This is a genomic window from Methanofollis fontis (assembly GCF_004297185.1).
GTDB lineage: Archaea > Halobacteriota > Methanomicrobia > Methanomicrobiales > Methanofollaceae > Methanofollis > Methanofollis fontis.
In genome coordinates this window covers 543,607-560,992 of sequence record NZ_PGCL01000001.1, presented here as the reverse complement: position 1 = coordinate 560,992, position 17,386 = coordinate 543,607, and the positions used below count along the sequence as shown (strand labels likewise).

Below are 17,386 nucleotides of genomic sequence, written 5' to 3'. Positions count from 1 at the left end.
GGATCATCATGAAGACCAGACTGGCATCCATCATCGAGAAACGGGGGCCGATCCGGCGGATCGGCGTCGTCGGCATGGGCTATGTCGGCATCCCCGCCGCTGCGCTCTTCGCCGACGCACCGGCATTCGAGCAGGTATGGGGGTTCCAGCGGGACTCCCCCACATCAGGCTACAAGATCACCATGCTCAACCGCGGCGAGTCACCGCTCAGGGGCGAGGAGCCCGGTCTTGAGGACCTCCTCAAACGGGTCGTCGGGGCCGGAAAATTCACCTGCACCCCTGACTTTTCGACAGTCTCGGAATGCGATGCCGTCACCCTTGCGATCCAGACACCCTTCGCCGATCCGGCGGACCTGATCCCGGACTTCACCCCCCTGATCGAGGGGATCCGGAACGTCGGGCGCCACCTGACCGAGGGAACCCTGGTGGTGCTCGAGTCCACGATCACCCCGGGCACCACCGCCGGCATGGCCCGCGAGATCCTGGAGGAGGAGTCCAGCCTGGTCGCCGGCGAGGATTTCGCCCTCGCCCATGCACCAGAGCGGGTGATGGTCGGGCGTTTGCTGAGGAATATCAGGGAGCACGACCGTTGTGTCGGCGGGATCGACGATGCGAGCACTCAACGGGCCGTCGAGCTCTATAGCCCGGTGCTCACCACCGGGCAGGTGATCCCGATGACGGCCACCGCCGCCGAGGTGACGAAGACCGCCGAGAACACCTTCCGCGACCTCCAGATCGCCGCCGCCAACCAGCTCGCCCTCTACTGTGAGGCGATGGGAATCAATGTCTATGATGTGCGGGCCGGCATCGCCTCCCTGAAGGGGGAAGGGATCACGCGGGGCATCCTCTGGCCCGGCGCCGGCGTCGGGGGCCACTGCCTCACCAAGGACACCTATCACCTGGAGCGGGGGGTGCGGCAGCTCGGGGCCGACGCCCTGGACTGGCCCGCGGACGTCGCCTCCCTGTATGTCACCGCCCGCCGGATCAACGACTTCATGCCGGCCCACATGCTCCTCCTCACGGAATCGGCACTTGAACAGGTCGGAAAAACTCTGAAAGGCGCCAGAATCGCCCTGCTCGGGTGGGCCTTCATCAATGACTCCGACGACGCCAGAAACACCCCTGCAGAGCCCTTCCGGACTGCGGCCATCGTCGCCGGTGCGGAGGTCGCCGTCCACGACCCCTGGGTCGATCCGGAGACATCGCCGGATGCACCGCCAGCACTCAGCCATGACCTGGATACCGTGCTCGGCGGCGCCGACGCCGTCGTGGTGTTTGCCGGGCACCGGGACTACCGGGGGCTCCTGCCGGCGGCGGTGAAGGAGGCGTGCGGCTGCGACCACCCTGGAATCATCGACGGCAGGAACGTTCTTGATCCCGACCCCTTCATCGAGGCGGGCTTTGCCTACCGGGGGATCGGCAGGGGCGACCGAAACGGACACACACTGAAACCATGAAGATCCTCCTCGTCTCCACCCAGGACTACATCCACCACCCGGTGCCCTCCAGGCACCACTACATCTTCGAGGAGCTTGCCGGTCGCCACGAGGTGCACGTCCCCCACTTTCATGTGAGCCGCGGCCCGGAACGCCCGACCCGCTGCCGGATCCACGAGGCCACCCTGGTCCCGGTCACCAGCCCCTTCGTCCATTATATGGCGAACGCCCCCTACCATGCGGCGGTGATGCGCCGGATCATCAGGGAGAACGGCATCGACGTGGTGGTGGCCGCCCATGTGCTCGCCGGGACAGCGGCGATCCGGGCTGCCCGCTCCGCCGATATCCCGGTGCTCTTTGACCTCAAGGACTGGTTCCCCGACTCCGCGGCCGCCTATTACAACAACCCGGCTACACGCCGGATCATCCACGACGGCGTCTGGGCGATCACCCGCCACAACCTCGACCACGCCGACCAGATCACCACCGTCTCCCCCTCGCTCTCGGCGCAGCTCCGCCGCCACGGCTTCGAGGCCGGGGTGATCACCAACGGCGTCAACACCGATATCTTCCGCCCGATGGACGGGGCGCCGATGCGCCGCCGCCTCGGCATACCGGAGGAGGCCTTCGTGATCGGGTTTGCCGGATCGGTGGAGCGCTGGTATGCCGTCGACAACCTGATCCGCCTGCTGCCCCGTCTCCGACGGGAGTTCGGCGACGTCCGCCTCCTCATTGTCGGAGGGTCGCTCTTCACCGGCTATATCGATGACCTGAAGGCCCTCGCCGCCTCCTGCGGCGTCGCAGGCGAGGTCACCTTCACCGGCACGGTCGGGTATGCGGACCTCCCCCCCCATATCGCCGCCATGGACGTCTGCACCATCCCCCTCTCCCCCCCGCAGTGGGCAAATATCGCCCTCCCGAACAAGTTCTTCGAGTACTCGGCCTGCGCCCGCCCGATCCTCTCCCGCCCGATCCCGGACGTCGAGGCGATCGGGGGAGAGCACCTCTCGATCTACCGGGACGACGAGGAATTCATCGATCTGATCGAGCGGGCCGTCCGCTCCCCCGCCGCCGTCACGGTGGATGCCGAACGCTTCAGCTGGAAGCGGCGGGCGGCGGAGATGGAAGGGGTGCTCGAATCCCTGATCGACTGATGGATCCACTCTTTTTCCCTTCGCTGTTTCCCCCCGGGGAGCGACCATCCCTCCCGGCAGTGCCCCGATCCAGGGAATTCCTTCCGTGCACCGCAGGATAAAGAATCCGGGCTCATCCACGCAAAACACACCCTGCACACTCCGATCCCGACTCCGCCCCTCATACGGCACCCGGCGGCTTTCGGCAGTATCCAAATATATTAATCATCATCGGCAAAACACTCATAGCAGGAGCATCCATGCCGCCATTCGACAATAAACAAAAATCCATCATCATCGCAGCAGCGATCATACTCTTCTCAATCATCGCCCTCTGGATCCGGCTGATCCCGATGGGCGGGCTGATGGCCGAGGGCGTGGCCGATGTGCTCGGCAACGATCCCTGGTACAACCTCAGGCAGGTGGAGTCCCTCGTAGCAAACGGGCTCACCTACGCCTGGTACGACCCCATGACCCTCTTCCCGACCGGGGACACGGTCTACTGGGGCCCCCTGTTCCCCCAGATCATCGCCGTGCTGGTGATCCTGAGCGGTGCCACGACCAGGCCGGAGGTGGCCTATGTGGCCTCCCTGGTGCCGGCACTGATGGGTGCGGCAATGGTGCCGCTGGTCTATGGCATCGGCAGGAAGATGGCGGACTGGAAGACCGGGCTGATCGCGGCGGGCTTCACGGCCGTCGTCTCCGGCCAGTTCATGTACCGCTCCCTCTTCGGGTTTGTGGACCACCACATCGCCGAGGTGCTCTTCTCCACCCTCTTCGTCCTGGCCTATATCGTCGCCCTGGGCGTAGGAAGGCAGGAAAAGCCCGACCTTCAGTCGTTTGAAACCCTGCGACGCCCCCTCGTCTTCGGCGCCGCCGCCGGCATCGCCTATCTGCTCGGGCTGCTGGTGATGCCGACGATGATCCTCTTCGCCATGATCACGGCGCTCTACACCGTGGTCCAGTTCGTGCTGGACGCCTGGAACGGCAGGGAGAGCACCGATCTCGCCCTCATCAACACCGCCGTCTTCGCCGTGGCGACGGTCGGGCTCCTCCTCTTCGGCTTCAAGGAGGCAGGAATGGGTCTGTCCAGGTACTCGATGGGGCATCTGGTCGCCTATCTCGCCATCATCATCGGCACCTGGGCGCTCTTCGGGCTGGCGCGGGCGATGCGGGAGCGCCCGAAATACGTCTATCCCCTCTCGCTTGCCGGGATCGGCATCATCGGCGCCCTCATCCTGATGGTCGCCGCACCTGGTGTGTATTCGGTCCTGGTCGGGAGCTTCTTCTCGTTCTTCGGTCAGTCCGCCGTGGTGCTGACGGTCCAGGAGGCGATGGGCTGGAGCACCGGCGGTGCCTGGCAGGCCTTCAGCACCGGCCTTGTGCTGATGATCGGCGGCTTCGCCGTCCTCGCATATATGATCCTCAGGAAGGAGCGGGCCGATCACCTCTTCGTGCTGGTCTGGTCGGCGATCATGCTCGCTTCGACCTGGCAGCATGTGCGCTACGAGTACTATCTGGCGGTCAATATCGCCCTCCTCTCCGGCATCTGTGTCGGTTTTGTGCTGAACCTCGCCTGGAAGGACATCCTGGCCCTCGGCGCCTCACCGACACCCGAACCGACGGCAGGGAAGGGGAAGAAAAAGGCCGAACCTGCCAGAAAACCCCGTTCGGCAACCGCCGATCCCAGGCATCTGCTGGCGGTCGGGGCCGTCGTCGTCCTCTCCTGCATCTTCGTGGCGCTCTCCCTCCAGACCGGTCTTGCAATCGCCGAGGGATCATCCTACGGCGGCATGAACCCGCAGTGGCGCCAGGCCCTGGACTGGATGGGGGAGAGCACCCCTGATACCGGCGTGGACTATCTCGGGGTCTATGAACGGAGCTCCTACACCTACCCGGAGAGCGCCTACGGCGTGATGTCATGGTGGGACTACGGTCACTGGATCACCTATCTCGCCCAGCGGATCCCGAACGCCAACCCCTTCCAGCACGGCGTCACCGGACCGAATGGTTCTGCCTCCTTCTTCATGGCGCAGGACGAGGATGTGGCCGCCGAGATCATGGACAACGACGGCACCCGCTATGTGATCACCGATATCGAGATGGACACCGGAAAGTTCTGGGCGATGGCGACCTGGTTCGACCCCGATCGCGCCGCTGCAGGATATATCGACACCTTCCTGGTCCCGGATCAAAGCAGCGGATCATATAACCAGGCGAAACTCTATACCGGCGAGTATTTCACGACGATGATCGGGCGCCTCCACAACCTGGACGGTTCCCTGGCCGAACCCTCACAGGTGATCTATGCCGAGTACACCGATGCGGGAACCTCGGGCTACTCGGTCCCGACGATCACCACCGCCGAGGTGATGGACGGGGCGGCAGCACAGGCGAAGGCCGACGCCTTCAATGCAAACGCAGCCGCAGGCAGGCATGCGGGGCTCTTCGGGAGTGAGAGCAACCTGGCCCTCACCCCGGTCGAGGTGCCCGCCCTCCAGCACTTCAGGCTGGTCTTCGAGTCGAGCCAGAACGTCTACAATGCCCAGACGCCGGACATCAGGTATGTCAAGATCTTCGAATATGTTCCGGGTGCCCATATACGGGGCGAAGGCACCATCGAGATCGATCTGATCACGAACGGCGGCCGTTCCTTCACCTACCGACAGACGAGCACGGACGGCGAGTTCATCGTCCCCTACGCCACGTCGGGCGGCACCTCGGGCGTGACCGCCTCCGGGCCGTACCGGATCCTCGAGAGCGGCCGGACCGTGGATGTGCCGGAATCCGCCGTCATGCAGGGACTCACCATCGGTCAATGAGATGCTCGGCCATTACAGGGAAGGTGTTTGCCAGACACGACATGGGGGCCCATCCGTGCAGCAGGCATGCCGAGACCGGTGCCCGCCTCAGGGAGGTGATGGGCGGAATCCCCCCCGACATCCCTGTCCGCGCCCCGACGGCGGTCACCAGTGCCGAGATCGAACTGGTCCATGACCGCTCGTATGTCCGCTGGATCCGGGAGATGGCCCGGGGCGACCGTTTTCTGGACGACAATACCTATGTGACCGCCGCCACCTTCGATGTCGCCCTGACGGCGGCGGGATCGGCCCATGCGGCGGCAGTGCGCGCCATGGAGGGGGAGAACTGTTTTGCCCTGGTCCGTCCGCCCGGTCACCACGCCGAACCGGACCGGCAGATGGGCTTCTGCATCTTCAACAATGCAGCCGTGGCGGCGGCGATGAGCCTGCAGGAGGGGCTCGAGCGGATCGTCATCCTGGACTGGGACCTCCACCACGGCAATGGCACGCAACGGATCTTTTACGGCGAAGAACGGGTGCTCTTCCTCTCGATCCACCAGCGGAACAGTTTTCCGGGCACCGGGTGGCCCGAGGAGATCGGCAGCGGGCGGGGACGGGGCTACACCATCAACGCTCCCATCCGCTCGGGGTCGACGGTCGCCGACTATGTATGGATCCTCGAGGAGGTGTTCCTGCCGGCGATCCGCACCCATCGCCCCGACCTGCTGATCCTCTCGGCCGGGCAGGACGCCCTCTACGACGACCCCCACGGCAGGATGCGACTGACACCCTCTGACTACGGGGTGCTGACCTCACGCCTCCTCTCTCTGGACCTGCCGACGGCGCTGGTGCTCGAAGGGGGCTACGGCCCCTCGCACGGGAAGGCTATCGCCGCCATCTTCTCGGCCCTGAAGGGGAGCAGGGCGGAAATGCCGGATAATCTCCGCCCGTCCGCCGACACAAAAAACCTTGCCGCTCTGCTCAGAAAGGTCATGCCGTACTGACGGGCCGCTCTTTTTCCGGTTTTTATCCCCGGGTTCTCAGGTACGAAAGGCCGTCCCGCGCATCACTCCCATAGAGCAGGGAGGTCTGGGAAGGGGTTTTCCCCTCCCGAAAAAAACACAAGCCGACTACTGGATCTTCCCGGGGATACGGTCCTTGTTCATATGGGAGACCTCAAACCCGGGCACGATCACCCGGACCACCGGGATGCAGGTCCGACTCAGGTCGCAGACCAGGACGCGCTCTGCCTCCGCCCCGACCTCCTCGAGGGCGACCCTGATATCGTCGTCGAAGTAGCCGGTGGCGAGGTCGGGGAGGGTTTCGATCCCGACCTCCTCCCCCTTCTTGAACCACTCGCCGTTGATCCGCTTCATCCGGTCATAGCCGATCCGCTCGATCATGCTCTGCCGCTGCTCATTCACCCGTCCGCCCTGGAGCTGGCTGGCCCGGCTCTGCGCCACCTCGGTGAGCGCCCGGAGCGCCGCGATCGTCGGGCTCAGGTGGGTGCCCGCACCCATCACCAGGAGGGAGGGGTCCTTTGTCACCGTATCGTCGGCCGCTGCCGCAATCGTCGGGATGCCGGTCCGCCCCTCCAGGAGCCAGAGGTGGATCTCGATGCCGTGAGAGGCATAGAGGTCCAGGATCTCGCGGACCGGGCCCTCTCCACCGACCGAGAGGCGCTGCCCCATCGAACGCCGCCGTTCGGCACGGGAGAGGGCGTCGCGCTCCACCACCTCCAGGAGGGCGTGGAGCACCGCCTCCTCCATAACGTTCCCGGATGCAAGCCCGTTCGTATCTGAGATGAACAGGGGTGCCGTCATCCCCAGGCAGTCATAGGGGTGGAAGACCGCATTCGAGGGGACCAGGATCTCCTCATCATTGACAAGGTCCCATGCCAACGACCAGTGGACCTTCTCGTCCCTCTCCAGGGGTCGGGCCAGGATCAGGTCGGTCGGGTCCAGGGCCCGACGTATGCCGAGCTCCTCGAAGGTCGCATACTCCATCCGGTCGCCCCGGTATTCGCCGGAATACCGTTCAATCGCCTCCATCATCGCCGAAACCTGCGCCTGAACCGGCCCCTTTCCCTTGCCTGCATGATGTTTCGCCGCCCCGATAGCGGCCGACGGCCTGAAGACGGAGAAGCAGGGAATGCCGAGACGGTCAAGATGGGTGACGTCCTCAACCGAAACAACGCCGATCTCCTCCATCAGGGGTTCGATGATCTCCAGGGTCTCCTCCGGCGCCCTCGATCGGTGTGTGCCATCGAAATACTGTTTTCTGACGTGGTTGAAGGTAAGGCTCATCAGAGATGATAGGCAGGGTGGACTTTTATATCTTCATGCTCCACTCTTCCACCATGGAGGCCGAGGAGATCGCTGTCGGGATGGCGGTGCGCTATCCGCGGACCGGGACGGCCGGAACGGTGGATCGGATCGAGGAGATCGCCGGGGAGACCTATGCGGAGATCGACTCCACCGGACTCCTCTACAGGGCGGACACCCTTGAGCCCGCAGCCCTGCCCGACCGGCGGCGCACCCACAAAAAAGAGGACATCACGAGTTATGCCGAACGCCAGAGCGGCTTTGACCGGGACATTGAAAACGCCTGGATCAACACCGACCAGTCCTGCGAGGGAGGAGGTTAATTCCCTTCCTTCTCGATCGGTATCGTTGTCAGTTTTACGGATTCCACTCCTTTCTGGGACATCAGCCGTTCCGCAATTGTCTTGAGCTCGGCACCGTCCCCCCGCAGGAGGATCACCTCCATGCACATGTCATGGCTGAGATGGGCGTGCATCGATGCCTGGATGGTATGGATGTACTCGTGCTGGATATCGGTGATCGTTTGCAAAAGGCCGCGCTGGTCGTGGTCATAGACCATGGTGATAACGCCCTGGCGCTCCCCCCTGACGTCGGACATCCATTTGTAATAGGTGATGTAGCTCCTGATCGCATCCCTGATCCCCTCGGACCGGGATGAGTAGCCCCGTGCACCGATGATGGCGTCAAACGTATCGAGGAGGTTTTTCGGGAGGGAAATGCCGATCCTCGAAAGTTCGCTCTCCGGGTTCATACCCTCCTGTGGTACGCGCGAGAACATAAAGGATCGGGTTTTGAGTACTACCTCTTCTGCATTCTTTTGGGGAAGCATACATACATCGTATGCAGAACCGGCGTGCAAAACAGACAACGTGCTCCCGGATTCGGCACCGATTTATCTATAAAGAGTGCGATATATATAGGAAGGGAGGTTTGAACAAGTTTGCATGACATACTGATACCGAACGTCAATATCGGGCTTGTCGGGCATGTCGACCACGGCAAGACGACCCTGGTCTCCGGGCTGACCGGGACATGGACGGACCGGCACAGCGAGGAGATGAAACGGGGGATCTCGATCCGCCTCGGCTATGCCGACGCCACCTTTTATCGCTGCGAAAACCACGAGGGGGGAGACGCCTTCTCCACCTCGACGGAGTGCCCGATCTGCGGGGGCCCCTGCTCCCCCTTCAGGACGGTCTCATTTGTGGACGCTCCCGGCCACGAGACCCTGATGGCGACGATGCTCTCGGGATCGGCCCTGATGGACGGGGCGATGCTCGTGATCGCCGCCAACGAGCCCTGCCCCCAGCCCCAGACAAAGGAACACTTGATGGCCCTCGAACTGGTGGGCATCAAGAATATCGTCATCGTGCAGAACAAGATCGACGTGGTCTCGCAGGCGGATGCGCTCAAGCACTATAAGCAGATAAAAAAATTCGTGAAGGGCACCATCGCCGAGGACGCCCCCATTGTCCCGGTTTCCGCCCAGAAGGGGATCAATATCGGCGCCCTGATCGACGCCCTCGACACCTATATCCCGTCGCCAGAACGGGACCCCGAGGCGAGGGCTCAGATGCTCATCGCCCGCTCGTTCGACATCAACAAACCGGGATCGAACTGGCGCGACCTCCGCGGCGGCGTGATCGGCGGTTCGCTGACACGCGGCGTGATCCGGGACGGCGATGAGATCGAGATCAGGCCCGGCATCCAGAAGCAGGCCGAGAACCGCTCCTTCTGGGAACCGATCGTCACCAAGGTCGTCTCCATTCATGCAGGCGTGCACAAGGTGAACGAGGCCAGTCCGGGCGGCCTGATGGCAATCGGGACAAAACTCGATCCCGCCATCACCAAGAGCGACACCCTGGTCGGTCAGGTGGCCGGACACGTCGGCGAACTCCCGCCGATCCGGGACCGCCTCCTCTTCACCGTCAAACTGATGGACCGTGTCGTGGGCTCGGGCAGCGAACTGGACATCACGCCCCTGAAGCACAAGGAACCGCTGATGCTCTCGGTCGGGACTGCGGTGACGGTCGGGGTCGTGGTCAACACCAGAAAGGACCAGGCTGAAGTCGTTCTGAAGCGGCCCGTATGTGCAGACACCGGGGCGCGGATCGCAATCAGCCGCCAGGTCGAGGGGCGGTGGCGCCTGATCGGGATGGGGATCCTCGCCGAGTGAGGATCCTCCTCGACACCAATGCCCTGATGATGCCCGCACAGTTCAGGGTCGATCTCTTCGGCGAACTCCGGGCCCTGCTCGGCGGGTATGAACCCCTCGTCCTTGAGGACGTGGTGCACGAACTCGAGGGTCTGGCGCGGGGATCAGGGAACGATGCCGCCGCCGCCCGCACCGGTCTGCTGATGGCGGACCGCTGCCTGACCGTGCGGGGGAGGAGTTCGGCTCCTACCGTCGACGAACGGATCAGGGCGTATGCCATGGACGAGGGCTGCATGGTGGCGACGAACGACCGGCGTCTGAGGGAACACCTGCTTGCGGCAGGCGTGCCCGTAATCACGCTGAGAAACCGGAAAAAACTGGAAATTATAAGGCGATAGCATGTATTACCGTGTGACGCTTGAAGACAAGGTGAGGGTGCCCCCGCACCGCCTTGGCGAGGATCTGAAGCTGGTGATTCTGGACGAACTCCAGAAACAGCTCGAGGGGAGCATAGACAAGGAGATCGGCATCTTTGTTGCCGTTACAAAGATCGATGATGTGGGAGAGGGAGAGATCGTCCACGGCGACGGTGCGGTCTATTATGACGTCGTCTTCGATGCCGTCGTCCTCAGGCTTGCCCTGCAGGAAGTGATCGAGGGCGAGGTCGTGGAGACGACAGGCTTTGGCGCCTTCATCTCACTCGGGCCGATCGATGCCATGCTCCACGTCAGCCAGATCTCGGACGACTACATCACCTTCGACGAGAAGAACAACACCCTGAACTGCCAGGAGTCGGGGCGTTCGATCCAGGTGGGCGAGACGATCCGCTGCAGGGTGGTCACCCTGAGCCTCAATGAACGCGAACCCCGCGAGAGCAAGATCGGGCTGACGATGCGGCAGGCCGGACTCGGCACCACGAAGTGGCTGGTCGAGGAGAGGGAGAAGGAGAGGGCCCAGCATGGCGCCGCAGCGTAAGAAGAAAAAGATGCCGAAGGTCTGCCACGAGTGCCACAAGGTGGTCGAGGGCGAGGTCTGCATGTCCTGCGGCTCCTCGAACCTGACCGAGGACTGGGCGGGCTACCTGATCATCATCGACCCGAAGCACTCGGCGATCGCAGAGCGGATGAATATCGACATGCCCGGACGCTACGCCCTGAAGGTCCGCTGATGCTCCGTCTCCCAGACAGGCACCGGGACCGGTTCAGGGAACCGTTCGGCGATCTCTACCCCGAACTGGCCGACGCCCTCCCCATGCTGGAGGGGAAGACGGTCTATGCCGTCGGCGATGTGGTGACCCACAACCTCCTGGCCGCGGGGCGGGACCCGGATATCGCCGTCATCGACGGCTTTACGATGCGCACGCCCTGCAACCGCACCCCTCTCCTCCTCCACCGGAGGGTGCGGGTGAAGAACCCGCCCGGCACCCTGACCGAGGACCTGACAGAGGCCCTCGAAGAGGCCGTCGCCGATCCGCCGGTGCTGATCACCGTGGACGGCGAGGAGGATCTGGCCGTGATCCCCCTGGCCCTGGCGGCGCCGATGGGGGCGGCGATCCTCTATGGACAACCCGGCGAGGGCGTGGTCGTCTGCATGGTGACGGAGAGTCTGAAATCAGCAGCAAAAGACCTTCTTTCGCTCTTTGAACACGAATAGGGCCGGACGCCGTCCGCGCCCGATGTTTTAAATAACCAGGTCGACAATATTTGAGGGATATCGATGGAATTTGAGATCACCCGTGACAACCGGAATGAATTGTTAAACCGGAGGGAAGTGCACTACACCCTCACCTATGACGGCGCCACCCCTTCGAGAGTCCAGATTCTCGGCAAACTCGCCGCCCTTATGAACGCCCCCGAGAACCTCGTGGTCCTCGACTCGATGAAGAAGCGCTTCGGGGCGATGGAGGTCGAGGGCGTCGCCCGGATCTATGACAACGAGGACGCACTCAAGATGACTGAACGCGAATATCTTGTCAAGCGCAGTGCACCGGCGGCGAAGGAGGCAGAGTAATGGCGGCAAAGAAGGGAGCAGCGCCGGCAGCAGCCGTCAAGCGCAGCGCCTATTTCTCTGTCGAGGGTGACAAGGCCGTGGCACAGCGGAAATACTGTCCCCGTTGCGGACCCGGTGTGTTTATGGCCCAGCACAAGGACCGCTTTGCCTGCGGGAAGTGCGGCTATACCGAATTTACGAAATAAGGAATGCACACGGGCACACAGGTACTGGGGATCGAGGGGACGGCCTGGAACCTCAGTGCCGCTGTTTTTGACGACGATCTTCGTTCCCTGTACTCGGCGCCCTATCAGCCCCCGCATGGGGGGATCCATCCTCGCGAGGCGGCCCAGCACCATGCATCGGTGATGCGTGAGGTGATCGCCCGCGTGCTCACCGATCCTGAAGAGATCGGGGCGGTGGCATTCTCACAGGGGCCCGGACTCGGGCCCTGCCTCAGGACAGTGGCGACGGCGGCGCGGACGCTCGCCCTCTCCCTGGGGGTGCCCCTGGTCGGCGTGAACCATTGCGTCGCCCACGTGGAGATCGGGCGATGGGCGACCGGGTGCGAGGACCCGATCACCCTCTATGTCTCGGGGGCGAACACCCAGGTGCTCGGCTACCTGAACGGCCGTTACCGGATCTTCGGCGAGACCCTGGACATCGGGCTCGGGAACGGGCTGGACAAGTTCGCACGAAGCAAAGACTTCCCGCATCCGGGCGGCCCCAGGATCGAGGAGCTGGCCCGGCAGGGCACCTATATCGACCTCCCCTATACGGTGAAGGGGATGGACCTTGCGTTCTCCGGGCTGATCAGCGCCGCACAGGAGAGCAGCGCCCCCCTCGAGGACGCCTGCCATTCCCTGCAGGAGACGGCCTTTGCGATGTGCGTAGAGGTGACCGAGCGGGCGCTCGCCCAGGCGGGCAAGGACGAGGTGCTGCTGGTCGGCGGCGTGGCGGCGAACGCCCGCCTGCGCGAGATGCTCGAGACGATGTGCGCAGAACGCGGGGCGGAGCTCTTCGTCCCGGAACGCCAGTTCTGCGGCGACAACGGGGCGATGATCGCCTATACCGGCCGGATCATGTGGGAGGCCGGGGCGACGATCCCGGTCGAGCACTCCCGTGCGAACCCCCATTTCCGGGCCGACGAGGTGGAGGTGGTCTGGCGGGAGGAGCCGCGGCACGAGGCAGCGGCGGGCGCGAGACGGGGCGCCGAGGCGGTGGTGACTATGGATGAAGACGAGGTGGTGAAACAGCGAGTCTCGAAGTCCTACCGCACGGCGACGCTCGACCGCCGCCTGATCGCCGAACGCACCCGGGCAGAGGCGCGGCTCATCGCCGCCGCCCGAAGGGGCGGTGTGCCGACGCCGATCCTCCACGACGTCACGGCCGACCGGATCGCCATGGAGCGGATCGAGGGCACCCTGATCCGCGACGCCCCCACGCCGGAGAACCTGGAGATGGCGGGGCGGGCGGTGGGACGCCTCCATGACACCGGGATCGTCCACGGCGACCTGACCACCTCGAACCTGATCGAGCGGGAGGGGCGGTGCGTGCTCATCGATTTCGGACTGGCCTTCACCTCCTCAGAGGTCGAGGACCGCGGGGTGGACATCCATGTGCTCTTCCAGACCCTGGAGAGCACCACAGATGATCCGGAGCGGCTGAAGGCGGCGTTCATGCAGGGCTATGCCGGCGCCTTCCCTGAGGCAGACGCCGTCGCCAGGCGCGAGGAGGAGATCGAACGGCGGGGGCGGTACCTCTGAGGATCGCCGTCGTCACCTCCAACCCCCACAAGGCGGCCGAGGTGGCCGCCTATTTCGCCGGGGTGGCGGAGGTGGAGCATGTGCGGATGGACATCCCGGAGTACCGGGACAATGAGGTGGCGAATATCGCCCGGGAGAAGGCGCGCTATGCCTTCGAGCACCTGGGTCGCCCCTGCATCGTCGACGACACCGCATTCTCGATCGATCACCTGAACGGCTTTCCCGGCCCCTATGCGGCCTATGTGCTCGAGACGATCGGGATCGCCGGCATCCTCCGGTTGATGGAGGGGGTGGAGGACCGCTCCGCCCATTTCGAGACGGCGATCGGGTATGCGGACGCCGGCGGCGAGATCCACATCTTCTCAGGCGTGGTGGATGGCGAGGTCACCGCCGCACCGCGGGGGGCGGAGGGCTTCGGCTACGACCCGATCTTTGCCGTGGGCGAACGGACCTTCGCCGAGATCCCGATCACCGAGAAGAGCGCCGTCTCCCATCGCGGTCGGGCGCTTGCCGCCTTCAGGGCGTGGCTGGGGGATCAATATCCTTAAGGCACGGGACAGCATTGTACATAGAACCGAATAACGTGGTGAGATAAGATATGGCACGGTTCCCCGAAGCCGAAGCTCGGCTGCTCAATGTCAAAATCTGCATGCGCTGCAATGCACGGAACGCACTGAGGGCAACGCAGTGCCGCAAGTGCGGCTACCAGAACCTTCGCCCGAAGAACAAGGAACGCAAGGCCTGATCAGGGCCGAAAATGGGCTGTCGACCGCCCGCAGGGTCGGCGCCCACTGTTTTTTTGCGGGACCGGACTATTCCGGACAGGCGTCACGCACTGTAATAGGTCACCTTCTTGCCCTTCTCCGAGTACTCCCCGGCAAAGGTCTCGAGGTTGCGCTTGTAGCCGATCCGTGCCTCGACGCCGAGGAGGCGGAGGTGCTCGCGCACCCGCATCACGTCGGCCTCGTCTGACCAGTCGGCGGTGTAGGCATAGATCACATATCGTTCGTCCCTGGAGTCAGGGTTGGGTTTTGCCGTGCTGACCTTTGCCGAGATGCCCAGGTCGTCGTTCGCCGTGGCGTCCCGGATGCGGTGCCAGAGGGCGTCCACCTCCCTGGCATCGCAGAAGATCAGCCATTTTCCCGCCTCCTCGCCGGTGGGGTCGATCCCTCCGGCCGCCGGGTTGTCCTCGATGATCCAGTAGCGCAGGGTGGTGCGCGAGGGGACGACGCCCTCGCCCTCCACCAGCAGACGGTAGATGACGGAGGGATCAGAAAACCGTTCGATCAGGGCCGCCGCGAGGTCGGGGTAGTCCCCGGCGAAGGCGTCGAAGACCGCCGTGAAGTCGTCCAGGAAGTCGATCCCGGCCTCGACCCGGGCGTGGAGGGACATTCCCCCTGCAAGAAGCGCTTTGTCCAGCAGAATCTCAAAGATACCGAATGCCGCATCGGCCAGTGCACCGGAATCGACCTCGTCCATGATAATTCTCTGGGGAGGCGATCGAAAAAGGTTATCTCTGGATTCTGCCGCGGCGTCGCCGGGTGAAAAGCGGCTGATCCCGGGATCCGTGGCGATAAAGGCGACATATGCCTCGATTTTGGAGTGTCGTCGGCATCCCGGGAAAAAGGGCGTGGGTTCAGGGCTGGTGCCCGAGGGCGGCGGCCACCATCTCTGCCGCCCGCCTGCCGGAGAGGAGCATGCCGCCGAAGATCGGGCCCATGCGGCACTCGCCGGCGACGGCGTTGGCCGCCATGCCGCAGACGTAGAGGCCGGGGAAGACCTCTTTCGTGTGATCCAGGATGTTCCCCTCGGCGCGCTCGGCCCACATGAAGCCCTCGCCGCGGATGGGGAGGTCGCCGCCCTTGCGGGCGACCATATGGGCGATGGTGGCGTCATGGCCGGTGGCATCGACGACGGCCCGACAGCGGACCATGAGGGGATCGATGTGCAGACCGGCCATCTCCACCGGGCTCCAGTTGACGACCAGGCCGGAGACCCGGCCATCGGCCCTGACCACGACATCCTCGACGGTGATGAGGTTGAAGAACTCCGCACCGGCGGTGCAGGCGGCGGCGGTGAGTTTCGAAACGGACTCCACCGAGCGCGCCACATAATAGCCGGGCTCGAACGCGGCGGCGGCGATGCCGAAGCGGTCCAGGACCTCCTTCGCCTCCTCCTGGACGACGATGCGCGGGAACATCATGCCGCCGCCCCACATCCCGCCGCCGATGGAGAGTTTTTTCTCAAATAGGCCGACCTTCAGACCCATTTCTGCACAATAGACCGCACAGGTGATGCCGGAGGGGCCGCCGCCCACGACGGCGACGTCCATCTCCAGGAGATCGAGCATCGTTTCCATCTGGCTGGCCAGGATCGCCCTGCTGATTGTCACTTCATCGAGTTCCATCAGGTCCACTTCGGCGGTTCTGTTGGTGCCAGTGCACGATATAGGATTTTTCACCCGTTTGCAGTTTCACAGGTATTATGAGGTGAGAGAGATACCTGATAGTAATATGAAATGGAAGCGTGACATAGGGCTCACGATGAGGGTGATCCTGACCTGGGCACTGTTGCTCCTGGTCTATCTCGTCTTCATCACGATTCTCGGGGCCCTGTTCCCGGGCATAGGCATGTGGGGACTGGTCGGCGTCGCATTCGTGTTTGCGTTCGTCCAGTACTACTTCTCAGACAGGATGGTGCTCTGGAGCACGGGCGCCCGGGAGGTGAGCGAGGAGGAATACCCCGAACTTCACCGCATGGTGGAGCGGCTTTCGGCCGAGGCCGGCATCCCCAAGCCCCGCGTAGCGGTGATGCCATCGCCGGTGCCCAACGCCTTTGCGACCGGGCGCTCCCCCTCCCATGCGGTGGTGGCGGCGACCGACTCGATCATCAGGATGCTGAACCGCGAGGAGCTCGAGGCGGTGCTCGCCCACGAGCTCTCGCATGTGAAGAACCGGGACGTGCTGACCCTGACGGTGGCGTCATTCATCGCCATGGTGGCGACGATCATCATGCAGAACGCCTGGCTCTTCTCCTTCGCCGACCGGCGGGAGGGGAACCCCTGGATGATCGCCTGGATCGTGGCGATCATCGTCTGGATCGTTTCCACCCTGCTGATCCGCTCCCTCTCCCGTTACCGGGAGTTCGCGGCCGACCGCGGGAGCGCCTATATCACCGGCAACCCGAAGGCGCTCTCCTCCGCCCTCCACAAGATCAGCGGACGCATGGACATGATCCCGCCCGAGAAGAAGCGGGAGGTCGAGGGGGCGAACGCCTTCTTCATCATCCCGGCCCTCTCCGGCGACACCCTGATGGAGCTCTTCTCCACCCACCCGCCCCTGGAGAAGCGGGTGGCCGCCCTTGAGGCGATCGAGGACGAGATGCGGGGTTTCTCCCGGCGGTGAACGCCGCCGGACAATACCCTTTTATTCTTGCCGGACAGAATAGATAGGGTGTCACAGACACACTCGCGCATCGATGGTCTAGTGGCATGACTTTGGCCTTCCAAGCCAATAGCCCGGGTTCAATTCCCGGTCGATGCATCTGGGCTCGTGGTCTAGCTGGTTATGACGTCGCCTTCACACGGCGGAGGTCCTGAGTTCGAATCTCAGCGGGCCCATGAATTATCTTTCTTTTCACGATTTGTCTGATTATTTGTAGTTTTTTTGGAGATCGTAGGCGTTCGTGCGACTGAATCTCAAATAAGAGGGATTCTTGCCGTTTTTTCAGAGGATTTACTGCACCGATCACCACAGACGTCTGAGACGATTATCTATTTTACG

General features: G+C 63.5%; 20 protein-coding genes and 2 tRNA genes. 18 read left to right on the top strand and 4 right to left on the bottom strand.

Going from position 1 to position 17,386, the window contains the following annotated elements; translation table 11 throughout:
* Window positions 1–8: 8 nt before the first annotated feature.
* The 4 genes from CUJ86_RS02755 to CUJ86_RS02740 all read left to right on the top strand — a co-directional run bounded on the left by CUJ86_RS02755 (window position 9) and on the right by CUJ86_RS02740 (window position 6,374).
* The gene (locus CUJ86_RS02755; RefSeq protein ID WP_130646019.1) at window positions 9–1,457 is read left to right on the top strand and encodes a nucleotide sugar dehydrogenase; all 1,449 of its coding nucleotides are present in this window, start codon (window positions 9–11) and stop codon (window positions 1,455–1,457) included.
* Window positions 1,454–2,590 (top strand): glycosyltransferase, encoded by a 1,137-nt coding sequence (locus tag CUJ86_RS02750; RefSeq protein ID WP_130646018.1) that lies wholly within the window; start codon window positions 1,454–1,456, stop codon window positions 2,588–2,590. The genes CUJ86_RS02755 and CUJ86_RS02750 overlap by 4 nt, the downstream gene beginning before the upstream one ends.
* Before the next feature lie 239 nt (window positions 2,591–2,829).
* Window positions 2,830–5,391, top strand: a complete 2,562-nt coding sequence (locus CUJ86_RS02745) for an oligosaccharyl transferase, archaeosortase A system-associated (RefSeq protein WP_130646017.1) — start codon at window positions 2,830–2,832, stop codon at window positions 5,389–5,391.
* Window positions 5,392–5,432: 41 nt separating this feature from the next.
* Window positions 5,433–6,374, top strand: a complete 942-nt coding sequence (locus CUJ86_RS02740) for a histone deacetylase family protein (RefSeq protein WP_235855553.1) — start codon at window positions 5,433–5,435, stop codon at window positions 6,372–6,374.
* A gap of 126 nt (window positions 6,375–6,500) precedes the next feature.
* Here the strand turns inward: CUJ86_RS02740 and CUJ86_RS02735 are convergent, their stop codons facing one another.
* Window positions 6,501–7,676, bottom strand: coding sequence for a YcaO-related McrA-glycine thioamidation protein (locus CUJ86_RS02735; RefSeq protein ID WP_130646015.1), 1,176 nt, complete (start codon window positions 7,674–7,676; stop codon window positions 6,501–6,503).
* Between the two features lie 53 nt (window positions 7,677–7,729).
* Between CUJ86_RS02735 and CUJ86_RS02730 the strand changes: the two genes are divergently transcribed.
* A complete protein-coding gene (locus CUJ86_RS02730) occupies window positions 7,730–8,017 on the top strand; it encodes a DUF2098 domain-containing protein (RefSeq protein ID WP_130646014.1) in 288 nt (95 codons plus the stop codon).
* On the opposite strand, the gene nikR is transcribed toward CUJ86_RS02730, so the two are convergent.
* The gene (gene nikR, locus CUJ86_RS02725; RefSeq protein WP_130646013.1) at window positions 8,014–8,445 is read right to left on the bottom strand and encodes a nickel-responsive transcriptional regulator NikR; all 432 of its coding nucleotides are present in this window, start codon (window positions 8,443–8,445) and stop codon (window positions 8,014–8,016) included. The genes CUJ86_RS02730 and nikR overlap by 4 nt on opposite strands.
* Before the next feature lie 189 nt (window positions 8,446–8,634).
* Between nikR and CUJ86_RS02720 the strand changes: the two genes are divergently transcribed.
* The 10 genes from CUJ86_RS02720 (at window position 8,635) to CUJ86_RS02675 (ending at window position 14,349) form a co-directional block, all read left to right on the top strand.
* A complete protein-coding gene (locus CUJ86_RS02720) occupies window positions 8,635–9,870 on the top strand; it encodes a translation initiation factor IF-2 subunit gamma (protein WP_130646012.1) in 1,236 nt (411 codons plus the stop codon).
* On the top strand, window positions 9,867–10,247 hold the full coding sequence (locus CUJ86_RS02715) for a type II toxin-antitoxin system VapC family toxin (protein ID WP_130646011.1): 381 nt from the start codon (window positions 9,867–9,869) through the stop codon (window positions 10,245–10,247). The genes CUJ86_RS02720 and CUJ86_RS02715 overlap by 4 nt, the downstream gene beginning before the upstream one ends.
* 1 nt (window position 10,248) lies before the next feature.
* Window positions 10,249–10,824: a DNA-directed RNA polymerase gene (locus CUJ86_RS02710; protein WP_130646010.1), complete on the top strand. Its 576-nt coding sequence runs from the start codon at window positions 10,249–10,251 to the stop codon at window positions 10,822–10,824.
* Complete coding sequence (gene spt4, locus CUJ86_RS02705) at window positions 10,808–11,017, top strand: transcription elongation factor subunit Spt4 (protein ID WP_130646009.1); 210 nt, start codon at window positions 10,808–10,810, stop codon at window positions 11,015–11,017. Before CUJ86_RS02710 ends, spt4 begins: the two co-directional genes overlap by 17 nt.
* Window positions 11,017–11,502 carry a GTP-dependent dephospho-CoA kinase family protein gene (locus CUJ86_RS02700; RefSeq protein WP_130646008.1) on the top strand — a complete coding sequence of 162 codons (486 nt, stop codon included), beginning with the start codon at window positions 11,017–11,019 and terminating at the stop codon, window positions 11,500–11,502. The genes spt4 and CUJ86_RS02700 overlap by 1 nt, the downstream gene beginning before the upstream one ends.
* A gap of 63 nt (window positions 11,503–11,565) precedes the next feature.
* A complete protein-coding gene (locus tag CUJ86_RS02695) occupies window positions 11,566–11,859 on the top strand; it encodes a 30S ribosomal protein S24e (protein ID WP_130646007.1) in 294 nt (97 codons plus the stop codon).
* Window positions 11,859–12,044: a 30S ribosomal protein S27ae gene (locus tag CUJ86_RS02690; RefSeq protein WP_130646006.1), complete on the top strand. Its 186-nt coding sequence runs from the start codon at window positions 11,859–11,861 to the stop codon at window positions 12,042–12,044. Before CUJ86_RS02695 ends, CUJ86_RS02690 begins: the two co-directional genes overlap by 1 nt.
* Window positions 12,045–12,047: 3 nt before the next feature.
* Entirely contained in the window at window positions 12,048–13,604 is a 1,557-nt protein-coding gene (locus tag CUJ86_RS02685; protein ID WP_130646005.1) for a bifunctional N(6)-L-threonylcarbamoyladenine synthase/serine/threonine protein kinase, read from the top strand.
* Complete coding sequence (rdgB, locus tag CUJ86_RS02680; RefSeq protein ID WP_130646004.1) at window positions 13,601–14,152, top strand: RdgB/HAM1 family non-canonical purine NTP pyrophosphatase; 552 nt, start codon at window positions 13,601–13,603, stop codon at window positions 14,150–14,152. Before CUJ86_RS02685 ends, rdgB begins: the two co-directional genes overlap by 4 nt.
* Before the next feature lie 50 nt (window positions 14,153–14,202).
* Window positions 14,203–14,349, top strand: coding sequence for a 50S ribosomal protein L40e (locus CUJ86_RS02675; RefSeq protein WP_130646003.1), 147 nt, complete (start codon window positions 14,203–14,205; stop codon window positions 14,347–14,349).
* Between the two features lie 83 nt (window positions 14,350–14,432).
* Here the strand turns inward: CUJ86_RS02675 and CUJ86_RS02670 are convergent, their stop codons facing one another.
* On the bottom strand, window positions 14,433–15,083 hold the full coding sequence (locus CUJ86_RS02670) for a putative phosphothreonine lyase domain-containing protein (RefSeq protein ID WP_130646002.1): 651 nt from the start codon (window positions 15,081–15,083) through the stop codon (window positions 14,433–14,435).
* 157 nt (window positions 15,084–15,240) lie between these two features.
* Complete coding sequence (locus CUJ86_RS02665) at window positions 15,241–16,011, bottom strand: sulfide-dependent adenosine diphosphate thiazole synthase (protein ID WP_130646001.1); 771 nt, start codon at window positions 16,009–16,011, stop codon at window positions 15,241–15,243.
* 106 nt (window positions 16,012–16,117) lie between these two features.
* On the opposite strand from CUJ86_RS02665, the gene htpX reads away from it, so the two are divergent.
* From htpX to CUJ86_RS02650, 3 genes are all read left to right on the top strand, one after another.
* Entirely contained in the window at window positions 16,118–17,008 is an 891-nt protein-coding gene (htpX, locus tag CUJ86_RS02660) for a zinc metalloprotease HtpX (protein ID WP_130646000.1), read from the top strand.
* Window positions 17,009–17,075: 67 nt separating this feature from the next.
* Window positions 17,076–17,146, top strand: a tRNA-Gly gene (locus tag CUJ86_RS02655).
* Between the two features lie 3 nt (window positions 17,147–17,149).
* Window positions 17,150–17,223 (top strand) — tRNA-Val (locus tag CUJ86_RS02650).
* The last annotated feature ends 163 nt before the right edge of the window (window positions 17,224–17,386 follow it).

Excerpts from the sequence above, each read along its gene's own strand:
- CUJ86_RS02755 (WP_130646019.1), top strand. The coding sequence starts at position 9 with ATGAAGACCAGACTGGCATCCATCATCGAGAAACGGGGGCCGATCCGG.
- CUJ86_RS02750 (WP_130646018.1), top strand. The coding sequence starts at position 1,454 with ATGAAGATCCTCCTCGTCTCCACCCAGGACTACATCCACCACCCGGTG.
- CUJ86_RS02745 (WP_130646017.1), top strand. The coding sequence starts at position 2,830 with ATGCCGCCATTCGACAATAAACAAAAATCCATCATCATCGCAGCAGCG.
- CUJ86_RS02740 (WP_235855553.1), top strand. The coding sequence starts at position 5,433 with ATGGGGGCCCATCCGTGCAGCAGGCATGCCGAGACCGGTGCCCGCCTC.
- CUJ86_RS02735 (WP_130646015.1), bottom strand. The coding sequence starts at position 7,676 with ATGAGCCTTACCTTCAACCACGTCAGAAAACAGTATTTCGATGGCACA.
- CUJ86_RS02730 (WP_130646014.1), top strand. The coding sequence starts at position 7,730 with ATGGAGGCCGAGGAGATCGCTGTCGGGATGGCGGTGCGCTATCCGCGG.
- nikR (WP_130646013.1), bottom strand. The coding sequence starts at position 8,445 with ATGAACCCGGAGAGCGAACTTTCGAGGATCGGCATTTCCCTCCCGAAA.
- CUJ86_RS02710 (WP_130646010.1), top strand. The coding sequence starts at position 10,249 with ATGTATTACCGTGTGACGCTTGAAGACAAGGTGAGGGTGCCCCCGCAC.
- spt4 (WP_130646009.1), top strand. The coding sequence starts at position 10,808 with ATGGCGCCGCAGCGTAAGAAGAAAAAGATGCCGAAGGTCTGCCACGAG.
- CUJ86_RS02700 (WP_130646008.1), top strand. The coding sequence starts at position 11,017 with ATGCTCCGTCTCCCAGACAGGCACCGGGACCGGTTCAGGGAACCGTTC.
- CUJ86_RS02695 (WP_130646007.1), top strand. The coding sequence starts at position 11,566 with ATGGAATTTGAGATCACCCGTGACAACCGGAATGAATTGTTAAACCGG.
- CUJ86_RS02690 (WP_130646006.1), top strand. The coding sequence starts at position 11,859 with ATGGCGGCAAAGAAGGGAGCAGCGCCGGCAGCAGCCGTCAAGCGCAGC.
- CUJ86_RS02685 (WP_130646005.1), top strand. The coding sequence starts at position 12,048 with ATGCACACGGGCACACAGGTACTGGGGATCGAGGGGACGGCCTGGAAC.
- CUJ86_RS02675 (WP_130646003.1), top strand. The coding sequence starts at position 14,203 with ATGGCACGGTTCCCCGAAGCCGAAGCTCGGCTGCTCAATGTCAAAATC.
- CUJ86_RS02670 (WP_130646002.1), bottom strand. The coding sequence starts at position 15,083 with ATGGACGAGGTCGATTCCGGTGCACTGGCCGATGCGGCATTCGGTATC.
- CUJ86_RS02665 (WP_130646001.1), bottom strand. The coding sequence starts at position 16,011 with ATGGAACTCGATGAAGTGACAATCAGCAGGGCGATCCTGGCCAGCCAG.
- htpX (WP_130646000.1), top strand. The coding sequence starts at position 16,118 with ATGAAATGGAAGCGTGACATAGGGCTCACGATGAGGGTGATCCTGACC.